We start from the raw sequence: 18122 nt of genomic DNA, 5'->3' as shown, positions 1-18122 counted from the left end.
CCTCTCACCATGAACACGGGCCCCGCGGCGACGAACAACACGGCGGCGAGCTCCGCGCCCACGAGTGCGAACAGCGCCGTGGCGACGGCGGCCACCGCCATCGTCAACATCGCCAGTCTGGTCACCAACGACCCCTCTCTCGGTGATGGAACCCCTCTCGGCCTGATCCAGGACGCGGCCGTCGTCGTGGACGGCGACCGCGTGGTCTGGGTCGGTGAATCCAGCAAAGCACCGGCCACTGACAACCGGGTCGACGCCGGTGGACGGGCGGTGATCCCCGGCTTCGTGGACTCCCACTCGCACCTCGTCTTCGCGGGCGACCGCACGGCGGAGTTCAACGCGCGGATGTCCGGCCAGGCGTACGCGGCGGGCGGCATCCGCACGACGGTGGCGGCGACGCGGGCGGCCTCCGACGAGGCCCTGTCGGCGAACGTCGCCCGCTACCTGCGTGAGGCCCTCACCCAGGGCACGACGACCTTCGAGACCAAGTCGGGCTACGGCCTCACGGTCGAGGACGAGGCCCGCGCGCTGCGCATCGCGGCCGCGCACACGGACGAGGTCACCTACCTGGGCGCCCACATCGTCTCCCCGGACTACGCCGACGACCCGGCCGCCTACGTGGCCCTGGTGACCGGTGAGATGCTCGACGCCTGCGCACCGTACGCGCGGTGGGTCGACGTCTTCTGCGAGAAGGGCGCGTTCGACGGGGACCAGGCGCGGGCGATCCTCACCGCCGGCATGGCGAAGGGCCTGCACCCGCGCGTGCACGCGAACCAGCTCTCGTACGGCCCCGGTGTCCAGCTCGCGGTGGAGCTGGACGCGGCGAGCGCCGACCACTGCACCCACCTGACGGACGCGGACGTGGACGCCCTGGCTTCGGGCAGCACCGTCGCGACGCTCCTCCCGGGCGCGGAGTTCTCCACCCGCGCCGAGTGGCCGAACGCCCGCCGCCTCCTGGACGCGGGCGCGACGGTGGCGCTGTCGACGGACTGCAACCCGGGCTCGTCCTTCACCTCGTCCGTACCGTTCTGCATCGCGCTCGCGGTGCGGGACATGGGAATGACCCCGGACGAAGCGGTCTGGTCGGCCACGGCCGGCGGCGCGGCGGCCCTCCGCCGCACGGACATCGGCCGCCTCTCCCCGGGCGCCACCGCCGACCTGACGATCCTGAACGCCCCGTCCCACGTCCACCTGGCCTACCGCCCGGGCGTCCCCTTGGTGACCGAGGTCTGGCGCCGCGGGGTACGTGTGGTCTGATCGCGCCCGGCCCCGGCGGGCGCACGCCCTACTCCAAGACGGCTGCTGCCGGGTGACCTGAACCGGGTCCCCTGGCGCAGCCGGGGCAGAGCTCCTCGTCAGCGCCACGGAAAGCCCGGTCGCAGCGGTCGCAGTTCCGCAGCGGCAGGATCGTCGGGGCCTCCGGCACAGGAGGCAGTTCCGGCGGGAGCCACTCGCGGAGGCGGTGGGCGACGAGTCTGGCGGGCCAGCGGATGGTGCCGGTGGGGAGCCCGGCGGCGAGGGTCCGGGTGACGGCGGCGGGGGTGAGGCCACGCTCCAGCCACCGCTGGACGTCGGGCGCGAGACGTCGCACGTCGTTCTCGGAGAGCAGCAGCCGGGGCTCGCGCTGTCGTAGGCCTGCGAGCAGGCCGGCAGCGGGCCGCAACTCCTCGGTGAGCTCGGGACCGTCCGGCACCGGCTCAGGCACGGGTCGGAGCTCACGGCGAGCAGGCCGGGCACGCTTGACCGGGTCGACCGGGTGAGGGTTCTCGTACCAGGTCGTGACCGTGGCCAGCTTGGCGTCCTGGCCCCGGACCACCTGCCGCTTCAGATACCCGGCGGCCTCCAACTCCCGCAGCGCCCCGGCGATGCGCGACTCTCCCTCCCGGAAGCGGAGCGCGAGGATCTTGATGCCGACGAGGGCGCCGTCGGGCAGCGACTGGATGTACACGCCGACGCCGATCGCGCAGGCGGACAGGTCCTTGTGCTGGGCGAGATGGTTGCCCACGACGGTGAACTTCTCGTCGTGACGGTGACGTACGTGCGTCACTCCAGCGCGCGCGGTCACGGACGTACTAAACTGCGTCGCAGTCATAGGGAAGGCTCTTCTTCCTGAGTGATCAGGCCCTCGACCGGGATGCCAGTCCCGCCGGGGGCCGAAATCTTTTGCGGCATATGCAAGTTGGCGTGACCGTACCGTGCCGTCCGGTCGTTCTGCCACATAGTCACCCGAAGGGGTGAGCTGTCGGGTTTGGGTGGAAGTGGTTCTTTCCCTCATTCTTTCAACGGGATTTCGTGGAACGCCGGTTCGCCCCGAACCGGGTCGTGGAAACCGCCACCCGGAGTGGCCCGGGAGCCTGCTCAGTCCCGTGACTCCCCGAGCACGGCGCGCAGCCAGTCCAGGCCGTCCTGCTCCAGCAACTCGTCCGCCAGGCGGCCGGCCGTCTTCGTGACGATCCGGCCTCGGCTGTTGTCGATCCAGCGCTGGGCGTTCTCGTAGCCCTGTGCCTTGTACTCGATGCCCTGCAGCAGACACTCCAGCTTGTCGGCATCCCGCGCGCAGATCGCCTCGGGCGACTCCTTGGCCTCGTACTCGTCGACCAGACCCCGGATCGCGGAGGCAAGGACCTCGGGCATCCCGGCAGTCTGGTCGGCCGTGACCTCGCGGGGGTCGGCGGCCGTCGAGTACTTCTTGCCGAGGTAGTTCACGTCTCCGGTCCGTGTCTCCTGCGTGTCGTGCCACACCGCCAGGAACGCGGCGCGCGCAGGATCCGCGCCTTCGAGCTTCGCGATGACCGAGGCGATGAGTGCCGTACGCCAGGAGTGCTCCGCCACGCTCTCCGGGTCACGGACCCCGGCCATCCACCATCCGGTGCGGCGGGCGTTCTTGAGCGTCCCCGCCTCGTACAGGAAGTGCGCCACCGCGGACAGGTCGTCTTCAGCCACCGTCCGTCTCCTCTCACGCCTCCGCGAGGCGGATTGCGTACCGGATGCCTTCGAGCTCCCGACGCGCTCGCGTCGACGGCTCGGTGTCATCCAACATCATCGGGAGCTGGTCACGCAGCCGATGCGCGGCCCCGGTTCAGCGCACTGTGCCGTGCAATGGCGGCCACTCCGGGGGTGGTCGTCTGTCTTGTCGACGACTTCGACCGGCTGAACCGTGCGGCGGGCCACAGAGCGGTCATGCGCCGTCGCGTCGCCACTGCCGGCGGGTACTGCGCGACGACGTCCGGTGACACCGATCCCGTGGCCGGGCCTGTGAGACCGGTTGTCAGGTCCGACGGACCCTTCGACGTCTTGGACACCCTCCAGTGGCTGCAGGATTCCCGCGAGGCTCGTGAGCGCGACCGCCGGGCGCACAGCTGAAGTCCGGGGTGGCGGAGCATCAGAACTCGATGTCGCTCCGCCGCCGTGAGGTGCCAGAATCCTGCGCATGGCTGTTCGATACCCGCGCCCCCTCCGTCCCGGTGACCGTATCGGTGTCACCTCCCCTTCGAGTGGAGTCTCGAAGGAGCTGAGCAAGCGCCTGGACGTGGCGATCCGGTCTGTCGAAGCGCGTGGATACGAGGTCGTCGTCGGGGCCTGTATGGACGGTGCCGGGCATGTCAGTGCGCCTGCTGCGCGGCGGGCCGCCGAGTTGATGGAGATGTTGACCGATCCCGACATCAGGGCCGTCGTTCCGCCGTGGGGTGGGGAGACCGCGATCGATCTGCTGCCTCTGCTCGACTGGCATCGGCTGCGAGACGCCGAGCCGACCTGGCTCGTCGGGTACTCGGACATGTCGACCCTCCTGACACCGCTGACCCTCCTCACCGGGGTGGCGACCCTGCACGGCAACAACCTCATGGACACCCCGTACCGGGCGCCCGAGGGGCTGCTCTCGTGGCTCGACATCGCCTCCGCGCCGCAGGGGCGGCCGTTCACCCAGACCCCGCCGGGCCGGCACCGGGCTGCGGGCTGGGACGACTGGCAACACCACCCCGAGACAAGTGAGTTCACTCTCGACACGCCCGGCAGGTGGACCCGCCTGGACGGCAGCGGTGACGTGGATGTCGAAGGGCGTCTGATCGGGGGCTGCATCGAGACCGTGTGCAACGCCGCCGGTTCGCCGTATCTCGACGTGTCGGCCTTCGCGCGGGAGCACGCCCCGGAAGGGCTCATCGTGTACGTCGAGGCGTGCGGCGACGAAGCGCTCACCATCTGCCGGAACCTGCACGGCCTGCGGCTCGCCGGATTCTTCGACCGCGCCAACGCCGTTCTCGTCGGCCGGACCTCCGCGCCCGACGCCCCCTCGCTCACCCAGCACGAAGCGGTCATGGACGCCCTCGGCTCCCTGAACGTGCCGATCGTCGCCGACGTCGAGTGCGGCCACGTCCCGCCGTACCTGCCCCTCGTCAACGGGGCGCGGGCCCGTGTCGTGCACACCTCCACGCGCAGCGAGGTCATCCAGACGCTGGACTGACCTCCAGCGCCGCCACCAGTGCCACCGCCTCGCCCAGGCGGGCGCGCTCGGCCCCGTCCAGGTGCGGGTCCAGCGCCCGGCGTTCCCGGGCCTTCGCCAACGGGAGGGGCTCGGCCGTGTCCGCGAGGGACAGCAGGGTGGCCAGCCCGGCTCGCGCGCCGTCGGCGTACGGGACCGGCGTCACCGCGACCTCCGCCAGGATCAGGGCCGACATCGCCCAGTCCAGCGCCGGATCGCCCGCCTCCGCCGTGCGCCAGTCGATCACGAACGGCCCCTCGGGCGTCAGCATCACGTTGCCCGGGTGCAGGTCGAGGTGGAGCAGCGGGGCCGACGCCGGGGACGGGACGGTGTGCAGGCGGTGCAGCAGCTCGGCCAGGATCGTCGCGGCCGACTCGGGGGTGACCGTGCCCGCGAGCAGGGCATCCAGCAGGGAAGGGCCGGTCAGCCGTCGCATGACGAGCTCCGGGCCCGATACGGAGCGGACCCGCGGCACCGGATAGCCGTGACCGGCCAGGTGCTCCATGGTCGCGGCCTCGTGGGCCGCGTCCTCGCCGTCCCGGTAGCGGCGCAGCACCCACTCGTCGTCCAGCGCGAACACGTCCGCCGACCGTCCCGTACCTATCACCATGCCCCGCACCCTAGCGTCGCCCGGATGATGCGGAGTCCGTCCCCGAAGGCCTTTCAACTCCTCGGCTGACATGTCCCATTGGTCTCTTGATCACCACCAATTACCCTCCTGCACACTCCTTCACGGATCGGTCACAGAAAGGCCGAGTAGCCCTGTCCCGGAGGGTTTTCGACCGGTACCGTCCTGTACCGGCAGGACTCAGGGGGGAAGACCGGGGGGTCGGAGAGTTGAGCGCTGTCCGTAAAAGTGCTGTCCGCACGCAGGCCGGCCGCATGCAATCGCGTACGCAGGCCGCCACCAGCCTGAAGATCGTGAAACCGGGGGAACTGACCGCGCGCGAGACCGACGCCTGGCGTGAGCTGCGCGGGAAGACCGGGGCGCCCGACAATCCCTTCATGGGGCCGGAGTTCACCCGGGCCGTCGCCGCCGTGCGGCCCCGGGCGCGGGTGGCCGTGTGGCGGGAGGACGGCGAGCCCGTCGGCTTCTTCCCCTACGAGAAGGGGCCGTTCGGGCACGGCCGGGCCATCGGGCTCGGGGTCTCCGACTGTCAGGGTGCCGTCCTCCGGCCCGGTCTGAGGCCGTCGGCCCGCGCACTGCTGCGCGTCTGCCGGCTCTCCGCCTGGGAGTTCGACAACCTGGAGGCCGCGCAGCCGACGTTCGAGGGGGCCGCCGCCGAGGCCTTCGCCTCGCCCGTCATCGACGTCGGCGAGGGCTACGCCGCGTACGAGGCCGTGTTGCGCGCCCAGTCGCCGAAGTTCCTCAAGACCACGCTCGCCAAGGAGCGCAGGCTCGGACGGCAGGCGGGCGCCACCCGGTTCGTCTTCGACGAGCGCGACCCGGACGCCCTGCGCACCCTTATGGAGTGGAAGTCCGCCCAGTACCGCAGGACCGGTCGTCGCGACCGCTTCGCCAAGGAGTGGATCAACACCCTGGTCCGGCGGCTGCACGAGCTGCGCACGCCCGGCTGCTCCGGCGTCCTGTCCGTGCTGTACGCCGGTGAGCGGCCGGTCGCCGCCCACTTCGGGCTGCGCTCGCCGACCGTCCTGTCCTGCTGGTTCCCCGCGTACGACCCCGAGTTCGCCAAGTACTCGCCCGGGCTGATCCTTCATCTGCGGATGGCGGAGGCCGCCGCGGCGGCCGGGATCGGGATGCTCGACCTCGGCCGGGGCGCGGCCGAGTACAAGGACGCCCTGAAGACCGGTGAACTGACCGTGTACGAAGGGTCGGTGGTCCGCACGGGGGTGCGCGCCGGGCTCTACTGGCTGTCCCGCGAGCCGTCCCGCCGCGCCCACAGCTTCGTACGGAACCGGCCGGCGCTCGCCGCGCGCGGCCGCCGCACCCTCAACCGGCTCGCCCGCCTGCGGCCCGGTGGATGACCGGCGGCCCGCCGCGCAGCCACGCCGATCCACCGAGCCGTCCGCCCTCACCTCCGCCGGGGGAACCCGAATGAACCGCACGCAGGCCCTCTCCGTCGTCGACCTCGATCTCGACTCGCCCGACGGACCCGTCCTCTCCTTCCGGCCCGCTCCTGGTGGACCGCCCGCCGTCGCCGGTGACGTCTACGCGCTCGTACGGCTCCGCGGCCGGCCCGCCGCCACCGTGCTCGGGCACGTCCCCGAAGGCGCAGACGCCGCCGAGGTGCTGGCGGCGCTCGCCCGGCCCGGGCTCGCCCGCCCGGACGACGAGAGGACAGAGCCCGAAGCGCCCGAAGCCGTACCGCCGCGCGCCACCGTCGTCGTCGCCACCCGCGAGCGCGCCGACCAGCTCGCCCGCGCCCTCGACTCCCTGCTCGACCAGGACCACCCCGACCACGAGCTCCTCGTCGTCGACAACGCGCCCACCACGCGGGAGACGGAGGAGCTCGTCACCCGGAAGTACGCCGACCGCGTCCGGTACGTCCGCGAGGACACCCCCGGACTCGCGGTCGCCCACAACACCGGCCTGGCCCACGCCCGCGGGGAGATCGTCGCCTTCACCGACGACGACGTCGTCGCCGATCCGCACTGGCTGACCGCCCTCACCGCGCCCTTCGCGGCCGACCCCCGGCTCGGCTGCGTCACCGGCCTCATCCTGCCCGCCCGGCTGCGGACCCCGGCCCAGATCCTCCTCGAATCCCACGGCGGCTTCGCCAAGGGCTTCGCGCCCCGGCTGTACGACCCGCTGCGCCCGCCCGCCGACGAACCGCTCTTCCCGTTCACCGCGGGCAGCTTCGGATCCGGCGCCAACATGGCCTTCCGGGCGCGGGCGCTCGAGGCCGTCGGCGGCTTCGACCCGGCCACCGGCACCGGCACGGCCGCCCGCGGTGGGGACGACCTGTACGCCTTCGTCGCCGTCCTCTCCGCCGGGTTCCGGCTCCGCTACACCGCCGAGGCCCTGGTGTGGCACCACCACCGCGAGACCTGGCAGGACCTGCGGAACCAGGCGTACGGCTACGGCGCCGGCCTCACCGCGTACCTCACCGCCACCCTCGTACGCAGGCCGTCGCTGCTGCCCGCGCTCCTCGCCCGGCTGCCCCGCGGGCTCGTCTACGCGAAGAACATGACCGCCCACCGGGAAGCCGCCGACGCCCACGGCGCCCCCGGGGAGCACACCGTCCCCGGCGAGCACGGCGTTCCCGCCCACCCCTGGCCTCGCAGCCTCTCCCGACTGGAGCGACGCGGAATGATCTACGGACCCATCGGCTACGCCAAGGCCCGTCTCCGGATGCGAGGCGCGAGATGAGCGCGCCCGCCCACACCCGGATCCCCGTTCTGCTGTACCACGCGGTCATGGACGACCCGCCCGCCTGGATCGCCGAATTCACGGTGACACCCAAGGAGTTCGGGGCCCAGCTCGATGCGATCGTCGACAGCGGACGGACCCCCGTCACCGTCGGCACCCTCGCCGACCACTTCGCCCGCCGCGCCCCGCTGCCGCCCCGTCCCGTCGTCCTCACCTTCGACGACGGCTTCGCCGATCTGCCGGGGCCGACCGCCGAGGCGCTCGCCGCGCGCGAACTGCCCGCCACCGCGTATCTGACCACCGGGGCGATCACCCCGGGCCGGGCGTGCCTGCTGCCGCCCGCGCCCATGATGACGCTGGGCCAGGCGCCGCGCCTCGAGCAGTACGGGATGGAGGTCGGCGGCCACACGGTCACCCACCCGCAGCTCGACACCCTGGGGCCGGGGGACCTCAGGCGCGAGCTGCGCGAGTCGAAGGCCGTCCTGGAGGACGTGCTCGGGCACGAGGTCCGCCACCTGGCCTACCCGCATGGCTACAACAGCCCGGCCGTGCGCCGGGCCGCCGTCGCCGCCGGATACGTCTCGGCCGTCGCCGTCCGGCATGCCCTCAGCTCGGAGTCCGACGAGCGGTACCGGATCGCCCGGCTGATCCTGCGCCGCGGCCACTCCGTCGCCGACATCGAGAACTGGATGGAGGGGCGCGGAGCCAAGGCGGCGCCGTATCCGGACTCGCTGCCGACGGTCGGCTGGCGGATGTACCGCAGGGCCCGCGCGCTGCTCAGGGGGCCGGAGTTCGCGGGCTGATGGTGATCGTCAACTCCCTTATGGGGCAAGGGAGTTGAATACGCGTACAAAGGCGAAGTCCGTTCCTATACTTCGCTGAAGGGGACAGTTCGTGGGGTTCGTGGGGGGAGTGTCACCGTGCAGCAACGTGTGTCCGCACCGGCCGCTGGAAGCAGTGCGCCGTCGCCTCCCGACGCCCGGCCGCCCGAGACGGCGCCGGTCCGTTCGCGCTCCCTCCCGAGCCCGCAGACCGTCTTCAGCGTGCTGCCGCTGGTCGTGGCCGCGGCGCTCTGGCTGTACGCACTGCCCCGGATCGGTTTCCGCGACATCGCCGACTACGGGCTCCTCGACCGGTTCCCGCTCGCGTACTACGCCTCCCTCGCCGTCCTGACCTGCGGCTTCCTGGTCACGCTCCGGCGGGCCGGGACCGCGCCGTGGTGGCCGGCCACGTACAGCGTCGCCATGCTCGCGGCCCTCAAGGCGCCGCCGGCGGTCCTCTACGACTCCGTGCGTTACGCCTGGGCGTCCAAGCACGACGCCGTGATCAGCCGGCTGCTCGTCGAGGGCACGGTGTATCCGCAGCGGGAGCTGTCCGGCGGCATGTCCGCGTACGACCAGTGGCCCGGGTTCTTCTCGCTCGACGCGGCGCTCGTACGGGCCTTCGGCGTGGACTCGGCGGCCTCGTTCATCAACTGGGCGCCGATCGCCCTCGGCCTACTCACCCTCCCCGTCCTGCTGCTGATCTACCGCACCTTCAGTGACGACTGGCGGCTGGTGTGGACCGGGGTATGGATCTTCCAGCTGGCCAACTGGGTCGGCCAGGACTACCTCTCCCCGCAGGGCTTCTCGTACCTGCTCTATCTGACCGTCTTCGCGGTCGTCGTCCGGCACTTCGTCCGGCCCGGCTCGGCGGGACGGCTGCGCGACCGCACCACGCTCGACCCGGCCGCGGCCGCCGTGCCGCCGCCCACGACGCTCAAGCAGCGCGCGATCTGCGTCCTGATCATCGCCCCGCTCATCGCGACCATCAACGCCTCGCACCAGCTCACACCGGTGATGCTGTGCGCCACCCTGTTCGCGCTCTGCCTCACCCGCCGCTACCGGAACATCGGACTGCTCGTCGTCACCGGCCTCATCATGCTGGCCTGGGACCTCACCATGGGACGGGTGCTCTTCCTGGAGACCATGAGCACCCTCAAGGACTCGGCCGGCGACCTGCTCTCCAACTCCCGTGCCGGATACGCGGGGGAACCCACCGGGCCCGGCCCCGAGCTGGTCGGCACCGCCAACATCCTGATGGTGCTCGCGCTCGCCGCACTCGCCGGCACGGCCGTTCTGCTGCGCCGCAGACTCGTCCGCAGCGCCCTGCCGCTGCTGCTCGCCGCCGCCGCTCCCGTACCCATGTTCGCCGTCAACGACTACGGCGGCGAAATGCTCTTCCGCGTCTATCTCTTCGGGCTGCCCGGCACCGCGTTCTTCGCCGCGGCCGCCCTCGTCCCCGCGGCGGGCGCCGTCGGCGGGAAAGCCGTGTGGGCACGCCGTACCGCCGCCGTCGCGCTGCCACTCGCCGTCACCGCGCTACTGGCCGGCTTCCTGCCCTCCTACTACGGCAAGGAGGGGATGCACTACGCCCCGCCGGCCGAACTCGCCCTCACCCGACGGGCCTACGACCGGGCGCCGGACGGTGCGCTGATCCTCGCCACCACCGGCTCCTTCCCCGGCGCCTACTACCGCTACGACCACTACGAGCGCTGGTTCTTCACCGAGCAGGAAGTGCCGGAGAACCTGAAGATGCTGAAGGACCCGGCCGGCTATCTCGCCCGGGGCATCCCCGAGGGCCGTCCCGCGTTCGTCGTCCTCACCCCGACCCAGGAGAAGGCCGTCATCGGCGAGGGCTATCTGCCGCCCGGCAGCTTCCGGACCCTCCGCGAGGACCTCAAGCGCTCCCCGCTCTTCCGCGTGGTGGAGGAGAGCGAGCACGGACTCGTCCTGGAGTACCGGCCGCCGTCCACCGCGTCCTGACCGACCGCACCCGAGCACCTGGAGTACGCCATGGCCCACGCCCACCTCCAGCTCAGAGTGGCCCTGGCGGCCTCCGGCTGGCTCGCGCTCGGTGCGACCGCGCTGCCGGGCGGCTCCCCGCTGCGCTGGATCCCCGTCCTCGCCTTCGTGGCCCTCGCGCCCGGTCTCGCGCTGCTCCACCCGCAGCCGGGCGGACTGCGGCCGGGGGCCCGACTCGAGGCGCTGGCGCTCGCCGCACCCGTCAGCCTCTCGCTCGCCACGCTCGCCGCGACCTCGCTGTTCCTGGTGGAGGCCTTTTCCACCACCGCGTTCCTGGTCGCCCTCGCCGTCTTCGTGACCGTCGTCGCCGTCCTGCCGGGCGTCCCGCTGCCCGCCGCCACGCGGGGTGCCGCCGAGCGCGAGAGCAGCCGCGCCCGGGCCAAACGAAAGCCCGGTGGCGGGCGATGAGCGCACGCCATGCCGAGCCGCAGCGACGGGCCCACACCGCGATCGCCCTCGCCGCCGTCGCCGCGCTCGCCGCCGGGATAGGCGTCTGGGCCACCAACGCCGACGGCGACGACCGCTGCGCCCCCGACGCCGACCTCGTCCTGCCCTGCGGAGCCTGGTGGGGCGCCTACATCCCGTACGACGGCGACAGCTCGCTCACCCGGCCGGTGTACGCCTTCGAGAAGAAGATCGGGCGCAAGCTCGACCTCGTCTACACGTACCACGACATGTCCGGGAACCCGGTCGACGGCGAACTCCTCACCCCCGACGAGCAGGAGCTGGGCCGCGAGCGGCTGCTGATGCTGGCCTGGGAGTCCACGGTCTGGAAGGAGAAGCACCACGCCAACTGGAGCGAGAACCAGCTCGGTTGGAAGAACATCGCCTCCGGAATGTACGACGAGTCGATCATCGACCCGCAGGCGCGGCGCATCAAGGCGTACGGCAAGCGGGTCTTCTTCTCCTTCGACCAGGAGACCGACTTCCGGATCAAGGAGGGCGCCGGGACCCCGGCCGAGTACGTCGCCGCCTACCGCCATCTGCGCGACCGCTTCGAGAAGCTGGGGGTGCGCAACGTGGTGTGGGTGTGGACCGTCTCCGGCTATCTCGGCCACAAGGAGCAGATGAAGGCGCTCTACCCGGGAGACGCGTACGTCGACTGGATCGGCATGGACCAGTACAACTACTACCAGTGCCACAAGTCGCCCAACTGGCTGGACTTCGAAGCCAGTCAGCGGCCGAGCTACGAGTGGCTCCGCGAGAACGTCTCCGCGAACAAGCCCGTCATGCTGTCGGAGTTCGCGACCGCACCCGATCCGCGTCGGCCGGAGCGTCAGCGCGACTGGTACAAGGAGATCCCCGAGGTGGCCCCGAAGCTGCCGAAGGTCCGGGCGTACGTCCACTGGAACCGTGCCGTACCGGGGCCGAACTGCGATCTGACCGTCAACTCCGGCCCCGCGCTCGAGGGATACAAGGCGGCGGGCTCGGATCCGTACTTCGGGCAGCGCGTTCCACGCCAGTAGCGGAGCCTATGCTTCTGCCTGGTGATCACGCGGTTCGATCCGTCGAGTCACCCCAGTGATGCGTAACAGGCGGAAAGCAACGGGGACATGAACAAGTACACAGTGATGGCCGCAGGTCTCTTCCTGTCGCTCGGGCTCGTCGCGGGCTGCGGCTCCTCCGACGGTCCGGAAGCCGGCAAGGCCCCGGAGAAGGGCGCCTCGGGGACACCGAAGGATGCCCCGAAGGCCGAAGGTCCGGTCTACAGCGGCCCCGCGATACCCGGCCTCGCCGGCAAGCAGGCGTGGAGCCTGCCGCGTGCCGACGCCATCGACCTCGGAGACGCCTTCCTCTTCGTCAAGACCGGCGCGGGCGAGTACGCGGCGGGCGGGGGCTACAAGGACGACCCGCTCGACGGCACGACGGGCCTCCTCCACTCCACCGATCAACCGGGCCCCGTCGACCTGGAGTTCCGCGATGTGAAGACCGGAGCCGTGCGGAAGACCCTCAAGGTGACGGCCGACCGTGTCGCCGCCACGACCTGGCGCGACGGCGTGCCGGCGTTCGAGGTCCGCACCACCAGCACGACGGAGTCCGACGGGCTGAGCGCGGAGGGCACCACCACCACGATCACCGTCTACGGAAGCGACGGCACCGAGCTGGGCAAGGCCGAGCACAAGGGCGACACCCCCTTCCACATCCACGAGGGCCACCTGATCGAGCAGGCGGACCAGGCGACGCTGCAGCTCACCCCGATCGGCGGCGGGCAGCCCCGCAAGCTCACCTGCGGCGGGCTCGAGGCGAGCTGCTCGTTCGACCCCCGCAACAAGGACATCGACGGCGGCTCGGGCCACGCCCCACTGATCACCGGCAAGTACACCTTCCACGTGAACAACGGATCCACGTACGAGACGGATCCGGAAGAGCTCGTCATGTCCGACCTCGCCACCGGAGCGAAGGTCTGGAGCAGCGATGACGTCACCCCGCCCAAGGGCGTGGAGCTCGACGACAAGGGCGTGCGTACCAGCGGCAGCATCCGCGTCCTCGACGTCCGCGACGGCCGGATCCTCACCGCGTGGGGTGCGGGTGCCTTCCTGACCGACACGTGGGTCACGGCGACGTACGACCTGGCGAGCGGCAAGCAGATCGGCGGCTCCACGAGGTACGCCTACGAGGACTTCCCCGGCGACACGATCAACACGGAGGGTTCGTCGGTCTTCTCCGCCGACCACCAGCTCGCCGCGGCCGCCACCGAGAAGGGCACCGCCGTGTGGCAGGTCGCGGACGGCAAGGAGGTCTGGGTGCAGAAGGAGGGCGAGAAGCTGCTGACGCCGCTGCGCCTCTCCCCGAACGGCGGTGTGCTGTACGGCACGACGGAGGAGAGCGACGACACCGTGCTCGCGGTCGACGCCCGTACGAAGAACGTCCTCGTGAAGGACCTGCCGTCGGACAACGTCCCGCTGTTCTCCAAGCAGTCCGGCTACGGCTACGTCAGCACCGACGCCGGCTTCTTCGTGTTCCCCACCGCCGGCCAGTGATCCCTGCCGCCCCGGAGCCCGGTCGGCTCCGGGGCGGTGCGGCGCTCGCGGTCAGCGGCGCCTGAGCCCGCGCACCGCGACCGCTGCCATGGTGGCCCCGCACAGCCCCAGCAGAACGGGCAGCGGGGCCGCCGCGAAGGCGTGCTGGGCCGCCCAGCCCGTCCAGACCAGTACCCAGACCACGCAGAGGGTGATCCGCCCACCGGCGCCGAGGACCCGCAGCAGGACCGCCACCAGCAACAGGCACAGCCCCTGGGCCGCGATCGGCAGCACCGGAAGTGCGGGATCCGGGACCAGGCCCGTACCCGGGCCCGCCGCCGCGTCCGGATGGATGCCGAGCAGCGGCGGCGCGGTGTGCAGGGCGAGGAAGGTGGCGAACAGGATCGTCGCGGCGAGCAGCGGACGGATCCGGCGCAGCGACACCACGGCCACGTGCAGCACGATCAGCAGGATGCCCGCCGTGAGGGTGACCGGGGGCAGCGCGGTGATCAGCCGCGTACCGGACAGGTGGTCCAGGCCCAGGCTGCCCGCACCGGCGAGCGGGATCCAGAAGAGGCCGGTGGCAAGGCCGAGGAGCAGCCACAGCCAGGTCGCGGGCCCGTCGTCCCCCGCGGCCCCAGGGTCCGCCGCGCGCTCCGGCTCGGGCTCCGGACGCGGTACGTACACCGGCAGCCCGAAGGCGGGCGTCACCGTGTCCGCCGCCGCGCCCCCACGCGTCCACTCCGCCTCGTAACCGCTCCGCTCGGCGGCGCGACGGGCCCAGTTCGTGCCGTACTCGACCTCCTTGCGCCCGCCCTTCAGCGCGGATCGCAGACCGGGCGCGGAGGCCGCCGCCATCAGGGTCATCGAACCGAGCATGGCGAGTCCGGCGCCGGAGATCCCGACGGGGCCGAGGAGCAGCGCCGCGCTGCCCAGGACGAGGACGCACATCGCGCCCTGGAGGACGGCGAGCGCGCCCGTACGCCCCTGGACGCGCAGCACGCCGATGTACAGCTCGACGGCGACGCGGGGGAGCGCGGCGGCGGCGAGCAGCCGCAGCACCATCGTCCCGTGGTCGGCGTAGTCCGCGCCGAACGGGGAGAGGATCTGCGGGGCGAAGACGACCAGCACGAGCACGACGGGGACGAGCAGCAGCGCCATGCGCCGCAGCGCGCCGCGGACGCCCTCGGCGAGGGACTCGGGGCTGTGCGAGGCGTGCGCGGTGAGGGAGGAGGCCATGTTGATGGCCATGAACTCCATCGTGCCGCCGACGGTGTACGCGGTGTAGAAGAAGGCGTTGTGGGCGGCGTCGAAGCGGACGGCGACCATCACCGGCAGCAGGTTGATCATGGCGAGGCTGAACAGCGCGCCGACGGAGTCCCCGGCCATGAAGCGGCCGATCTCGCGCATGGCGGGCGGTTCGCGGTCGCGGTCGGCGCGGGCCTGCCGGGGGATGAGCCGGCTGAAGACGAGCCAGCCGAGCGGGACGACGGAGAGGGCGATCGCCGCCGACCAGGAGACGAAGACGCCGAGGACCGGCATGGTGGTGGCGAAGGCGGCGAGCAGCAGCAGCTTGCCGATGGAGAAGCCGGCGTTGCCCACGGGCACCCAGAAGGCGCGCCTGAGCCCGGTGAGGACCCCGTCCTGGAGGGTCAGCAGCGCCCAGCCGACGCAGGACGCGGTGAAGAAGAGCCCGGCGGAGAGCGTGCCGAGCGGTGCGTACGAGGGGCCCCACCAGTCGATGGTCAGCAGGAAGACCCCGCAGGCCAGCGCGACGACGACCGAGCTGACCAGATAGATGCGGCGGACCAGGAGGCCGGTGGTCCGGCCGGCCCGGGGCACGTAGCGGACGACGGCGCCGATCATCGTGGTCGCGGTGATCGAGGCGAGCAGCCGCTGCGCGGCGATGGCGGCGGAGCCCTGCCCGACGGCCTCCTCGGTGTAGTAGCGGGCGGCGACCAGCCAGAAGCCGAGCCCGAGCGCCGCCGAGACGCCGGTGGACAGCATGAGGGCGTACGCGTTGCGGAACATGGAGTCCCCACCGGAGCCGGTCTCGGGCGGGTCGGTCTCCGACGGCTCTCGGTCCCGCTCCCCCTCCTCCGGCTTGTGCAGCCGGACCGCCTCAGCCACGGTCGCCGCGCCGCGACGGCGCGTCGTCCGGTCCGGCGAGGCCGGCCGGGGGGCGGATCGGCCGGACGCCCGCCGCGCGCAGCACCTCGATCACCTCGCCCGCCCGCCGCGGGTCCACCGGAAGGGCGTGGCGGGCGAACCAGGCCGCCGGCTCCGGGGCGGGGGAGGGGTCGGTGAACAGCTCGCCCGCGTAGGTGTCCAGCGGCGGGTCGTAGAGGTAGCCGGTGACGATCCGGCGGCGGGCGAGGGCGGCGATGGCCGCGTCCCGGTCCTCGACGAGCAGGGGCACCCGGAAGAGCGGCTGGACCGTGCCCGGGTCCGTGCCCGCGCCCCACTCGCTCGCGAGGAGCCGCTCCGTGCCGGCCCGGTGCGTGGCGAGGGTGGCGTCGAGGCGGGCCAGGAGCCGTCCGGTGCGGCGCAGCCGGCCGGGCCCCGGACCGAGGCGGTAGTCGTGCATGTCGACGCGGACCCAGGAGTGGAAGGGCGCGAGCCCGGGCGCGGCGGCGAGGGCCTGCTTCAGCTCGCCGGCCCGCAGCGGCATCCGGATCTCCTCGCGCTCCTGCTGCCCGAGCAGCCGGAGCGTGGCGTGCGCCGCCCTGACCAGGCGCAGTCCGCGTACGGTCGCCTCGGCGTACGGCCGTACGAGATAGGCGAGTTCGGCGGTCGTACGCGATGGGTGCAGCAACTCGTCGCGCGCTGCGGCCAGTTCTGCCCGCAGGGCGGGGTCCGCGAGGGCGAGGAAGCCTCCGGTCTTGGCGCCGGTGTGCTTGGAGAGGCTGAACACGGACGCCTCGCCCCAGGTGCCGACCGGTCTGCCGCCGACCCCGGAGCCGATGGCGTGGGCGGCGTCCTCCAGGAGAGGGATTCCCAAGGCGTCGCAACGGGCCCGAAGTTCGGGCGCCGGGTCGGGATTCCCGTACAGATTGGTGGTCAGGACGGCGGAGAGTCCGCGCCATACGGAATCGGGCACGGCCGCCGTGTCGATCGAGCCGTCGCGCGGGTCGAGCGGCGCCTGGACGGGACGCAGTCCGGCGGCGAGAACCACGAAGAAGATGACGTCGTCGTTGACCGGGGACATCAGCACGCGTCCGCCGGGTCTGCACCAGTGACGCAACGCCAGATAGAGACCGAAGCGGCACGACGGCACATGGAGACACTCTCTGCCCCCGAGCCTGCCACGCATCCGCTCTTCCAGTTCCGCGTACGCAGAAACCATGCGATTCCCCCCTGAACCCCGGGCTCAATGTGTCCCATTCCGGGTGGTCCGTCAATAACGCGGAAGGGCCCGTCCGGTGAAGAACGGGCCCTTTCCACACGTCATTTCGGGGAGCGTGAAGGTCACTCCTCCAGGGTCAGCCCCTTGCGCAGCCTGCCCAGCGTCCGGGAGAGCAGCCGGGAGACGTGCATCTGGGAGATGCCCAGCTCCTCGCCGATCTCCGACTGGGTCATGCCGGCGACGAAGCGGAGGGAGAGGATGCGCCGGTCGCGGGGTGGCAGCGAGGCGATCATCGGCTTGAGGGACTCCACGTACTCGATGCCCTCGATGCCGTGGTCCTCGTAGCCGATCCGGTCGGCGAGCGCGCCCTCGCCGTCGTCCTCGTCGGGCTGGGCGTCCAGCGAACTCGCGGTGTACGCGTTGCTGGCGGCCATGCCCTCGACGACCTCGTCGCGGCTCAGGTCGAGCTCCTCGGCGAGTTCGCCGACGGTCGGCGCGCGGTCGAGCCGCTGGGACAGCTCGTCACCCGCCTTGGCGAGGTCGAGGCGGAGCTCCTGAAGCCTGCGCGGTACGCGCACCGACCACGACGTGTCGCGGAAGAAGCGCTTGATCTCGCCGACGATCGTCGGCATCGCGAAGGTGGGGAACTCGACGCCGCGGGCCAGTTCGAAGCGGTCGATGGCCTTGATGAGACCGATCGTGCCGACCTGGATGATGTCCTCCATCGGCTCGCTGCGGGAGCGGAACCGGGAGGCGGCGAACTTGACCAGGGCGAGGTTGAGCTCGACCAGGGTGTTGCGGACGTACGCGTATTCGTGCGTGCCTTCTTCGAGGGCGTCGAGCCGGGCGAACAGCGTCTTCGAGAGCGCCCGGGCGTCGATCGGGTCGACCCGGTCGAAGGGCCCGATCTCGGGAAGGTCCTCGGTCAGGTCTCCGTGGGGCTGCTGGGGAAGGCTGAGGGTGGGGGGCGGAGTTGTATCTGCCGACGGCGCGTCGGGGGTACGCGGGGCGTCGAGCCGGGGTGACATGGTCTCCTCCATCGTTTCTTCCTGCTGCGGTTTGCGGCGCCTCCATAGCCGGCCGTTTCGAATGTGCCTTACTAGGCCTACCTGCTCGACACGCATGGTTGCAAGTGTCAATTGTCGGGTTTGCTCCACTTTGTGGT

At 71.7% G+C, this 18122-nt stretch carries 15 protein-coding genes; 9 read left to right on the top strand and 6 right to left on the bottom strand.

Annotated elements, in window-relative coordinates; genetic code table 11:
- Nucleotides 1-9 precede the first annotated feature (9 nt).
- Nucleotides 10-1257, top strand: coding sequence for an imidazolonepropionase (gene hutI / locus ACZ561_RS38665; RefSeq protein WP_471004614.1), 1248 nt, complete (start codon nt 10-12; stop codon nt 1255-1257).
- Nucleotides 1258-1285: 28 nt separating this feature from the next.
- Here hutI and ACZ561_RS38660 read toward each other — a convergent pair whose 3' ends face one another.
- Nucleotides 1286-2065, bottom strand: a complete 780-nt coding sequence (locus ACZ561_RS38660; RefSeq protein ID WP_471004612.1) for a helix-turn-helix domain-containing protein — start codon at nt 2063-2065, stop codon at nt 1286-1288.
- Between the two features lie 293 nt (nt 2066-2358).
- Nucleotides 2359-2943: an HD domain-containing protein gene (locus ACZ561_RS38655; RefSeq protein WP_471004610.1), complete on the bottom strand. Its 585-nt coding sequence runs from the start codon at nt 2941-2943 to the stop codon at nt 2359-2361.
- Between the two features lie 487 nt (nt 2944-3430).
- Between ACZ561_RS38655 and ACZ561_RS38650 the strand changes: the two genes are divergently transcribed.
- Nucleotides 3431-4459, top strand: a complete 1029-nt coding sequence (locus ACZ561_RS38650; RefSeq protein ID WP_471004608.1) for a S66 family peptidase — start codon at nt 3431-3433, stop codon at nt 4457-4459.
- Here ACZ561_RS38650 and ACZ561_RS38645 read toward each other — a convergent pair.
- Nucleotides 4440-5087 (bottom strand): phosphotransferase, encoded by a 648-nt coding sequence (locus ACZ561_RS38645; RefSeq protein ID WP_471004606.1) that lies wholly within the window; start codon nt 5085-5087, stop codon nt 4440-4442. The two genes, ACZ561_RS38650 and ACZ561_RS38645, sit on opposite strands and share 20 nt — an antisense overlap.
- A 272-nt stretch (nt 5088-5359) precedes the next feature.
- On the opposite strand from ACZ561_RS38645, the gene ACZ561_RS38640 reads away from it, so the two are divergent.
- The 7 genes from ACZ561_RS38640 to ACZ561_RS38610 all read left to right on the top strand — a co-directional run bounded on the left by ACZ561_RS38640 (nt 5360) and on the right by ACZ561_RS38610 (nt 13632).
- Nucleotides 5360-6463 carry a GNAT family N-acetyltransferase gene (locus ACZ561_RS38640; RefSeq protein ID WP_471004604.1) on the top strand — a complete coding sequence of 368 codons (1104 nt, stop codon included), beginning with the start codon at nt 5360-5362 and terminating at the stop codon, nt 6461-6463.
- Nucleotides 6464-6533: 70 nt separating this feature from the next.
- On the top strand, nt 6534-7808 hold the full coding sequence (locus ACZ561_RS38635) for a glycosyltransferase (protein WP_471004602.1): 1275 nt from the start codon (nt 6534-6536) through the stop codon (nt 7806-7808).
- Nucleotides 7805-8611 carry a polysaccharide deacetylase family protein gene (locus ACZ561_RS38630; RefSeq protein WP_471004600.1) on the top strand — a complete coding sequence of 269 codons (807 nt, stop codon included), beginning with the start codon at nt 7805-7807 and terminating at the stop codon, nt 8609-8611. The genes ACZ561_RS38635 and ACZ561_RS38630 overlap by 4 nt, the downstream gene beginning before the upstream one ends.
- Before the next feature lie 117 nt (nt 8612-8728).
- Nucleotides 8729-10612 carry a hypothetical protein gene (locus ACZ561_RS38625; RefSeq protein ID WP_471004598.1) on the top strand — a complete coding sequence of 628 codons (1884 nt, stop codon included), beginning with the start codon at nt 8729-8731 and terminating at the stop codon, nt 10610-10612.
- Nucleotides 10613-10642: 30 nt separating this feature from the next.
- Nucleotides 10643-11059, top strand: coding sequence for a hypothetical protein (locus tag ACZ561_RS38620; RefSeq protein WP_471004596.1), 417 nt, complete (start codon nt 10643-10645; stop codon nt 11057-11059).
- Nucleotides 11056-12117 carry a glycoside hydrolase family 26 protein gene (locus ACZ561_RS38615; RefSeq protein ID WP_471004594.1) on the top strand — a complete coding sequence of 354 codons (1062 nt, stop codon included), beginning with the start codon at nt 11056-11058 and terminating at the stop codon, nt 12115-12117. The genes ACZ561_RS38620 and ACZ561_RS38615 overlap by 4 nt, the downstream gene beginning before the upstream one ends.
- Before the next feature lie 87 nt (nt 12118-12204).
- Nucleotides 12205-13632: a PQQ-binding-like beta-propeller repeat protein gene (locus ACZ561_RS38610; RefSeq protein WP_471004592.1), complete on the top strand. Its 1428-nt coding sequence runs from the start codon at nt 12205-12207 to the stop codon at nt 13630-13632.
- 51 nt (nt 13633-13683) lie between these two features.
- On the opposite strand, the gene ACZ561_RS38605 is transcribed toward ACZ561_RS38610, so the two are convergent.
- The 3 genes from ACZ561_RS38605 to ACZ561_RS38595 form a co-directional block, all read right to left on the bottom strand.
- Entirely contained in the window at nt 13684-15741 is a 2058-nt protein-coding gene (locus ACZ561_RS38605) for a lipopolysaccharide biosynthesis protein (RefSeq protein ID WP_471004590.1), read from the bottom strand.
- Nucleotides 15734-16957: a DegT/DnrJ/EryC1/StrS family aminotransferase gene (locus ACZ561_RS38600; RefSeq protein WP_471004588.1), complete on the bottom strand. Its 1224-nt coding sequence runs from the start codon at nt 16955-16957 to the stop codon at nt 15734-15736. Before ACZ561_RS38600 ends, ACZ561_RS38605 begins: the two co-directional genes overlap by 8 nt.
- A 122-nt stretch (nt 16958-17079) precedes the next feature.
- Nucleotides 17080-17997, bottom strand: a complete 918-nt coding sequence (locus ACZ561_RS38595; protein ID WP_471004586.1) for an RNA polymerase sigma factor SigF — start codon at nt 17995-17997, stop codon at nt 17080-17082.
- Between the last annotated feature and the right edge of the window lie 125 nt (nt 17998-18122).

It is taken from the genome of Streptomyces sp. NPDC039609, from assembly GCF_055596705.1.
This window is presented reverse-complemented; position numbering and strand designations above follow the sequence as displayed.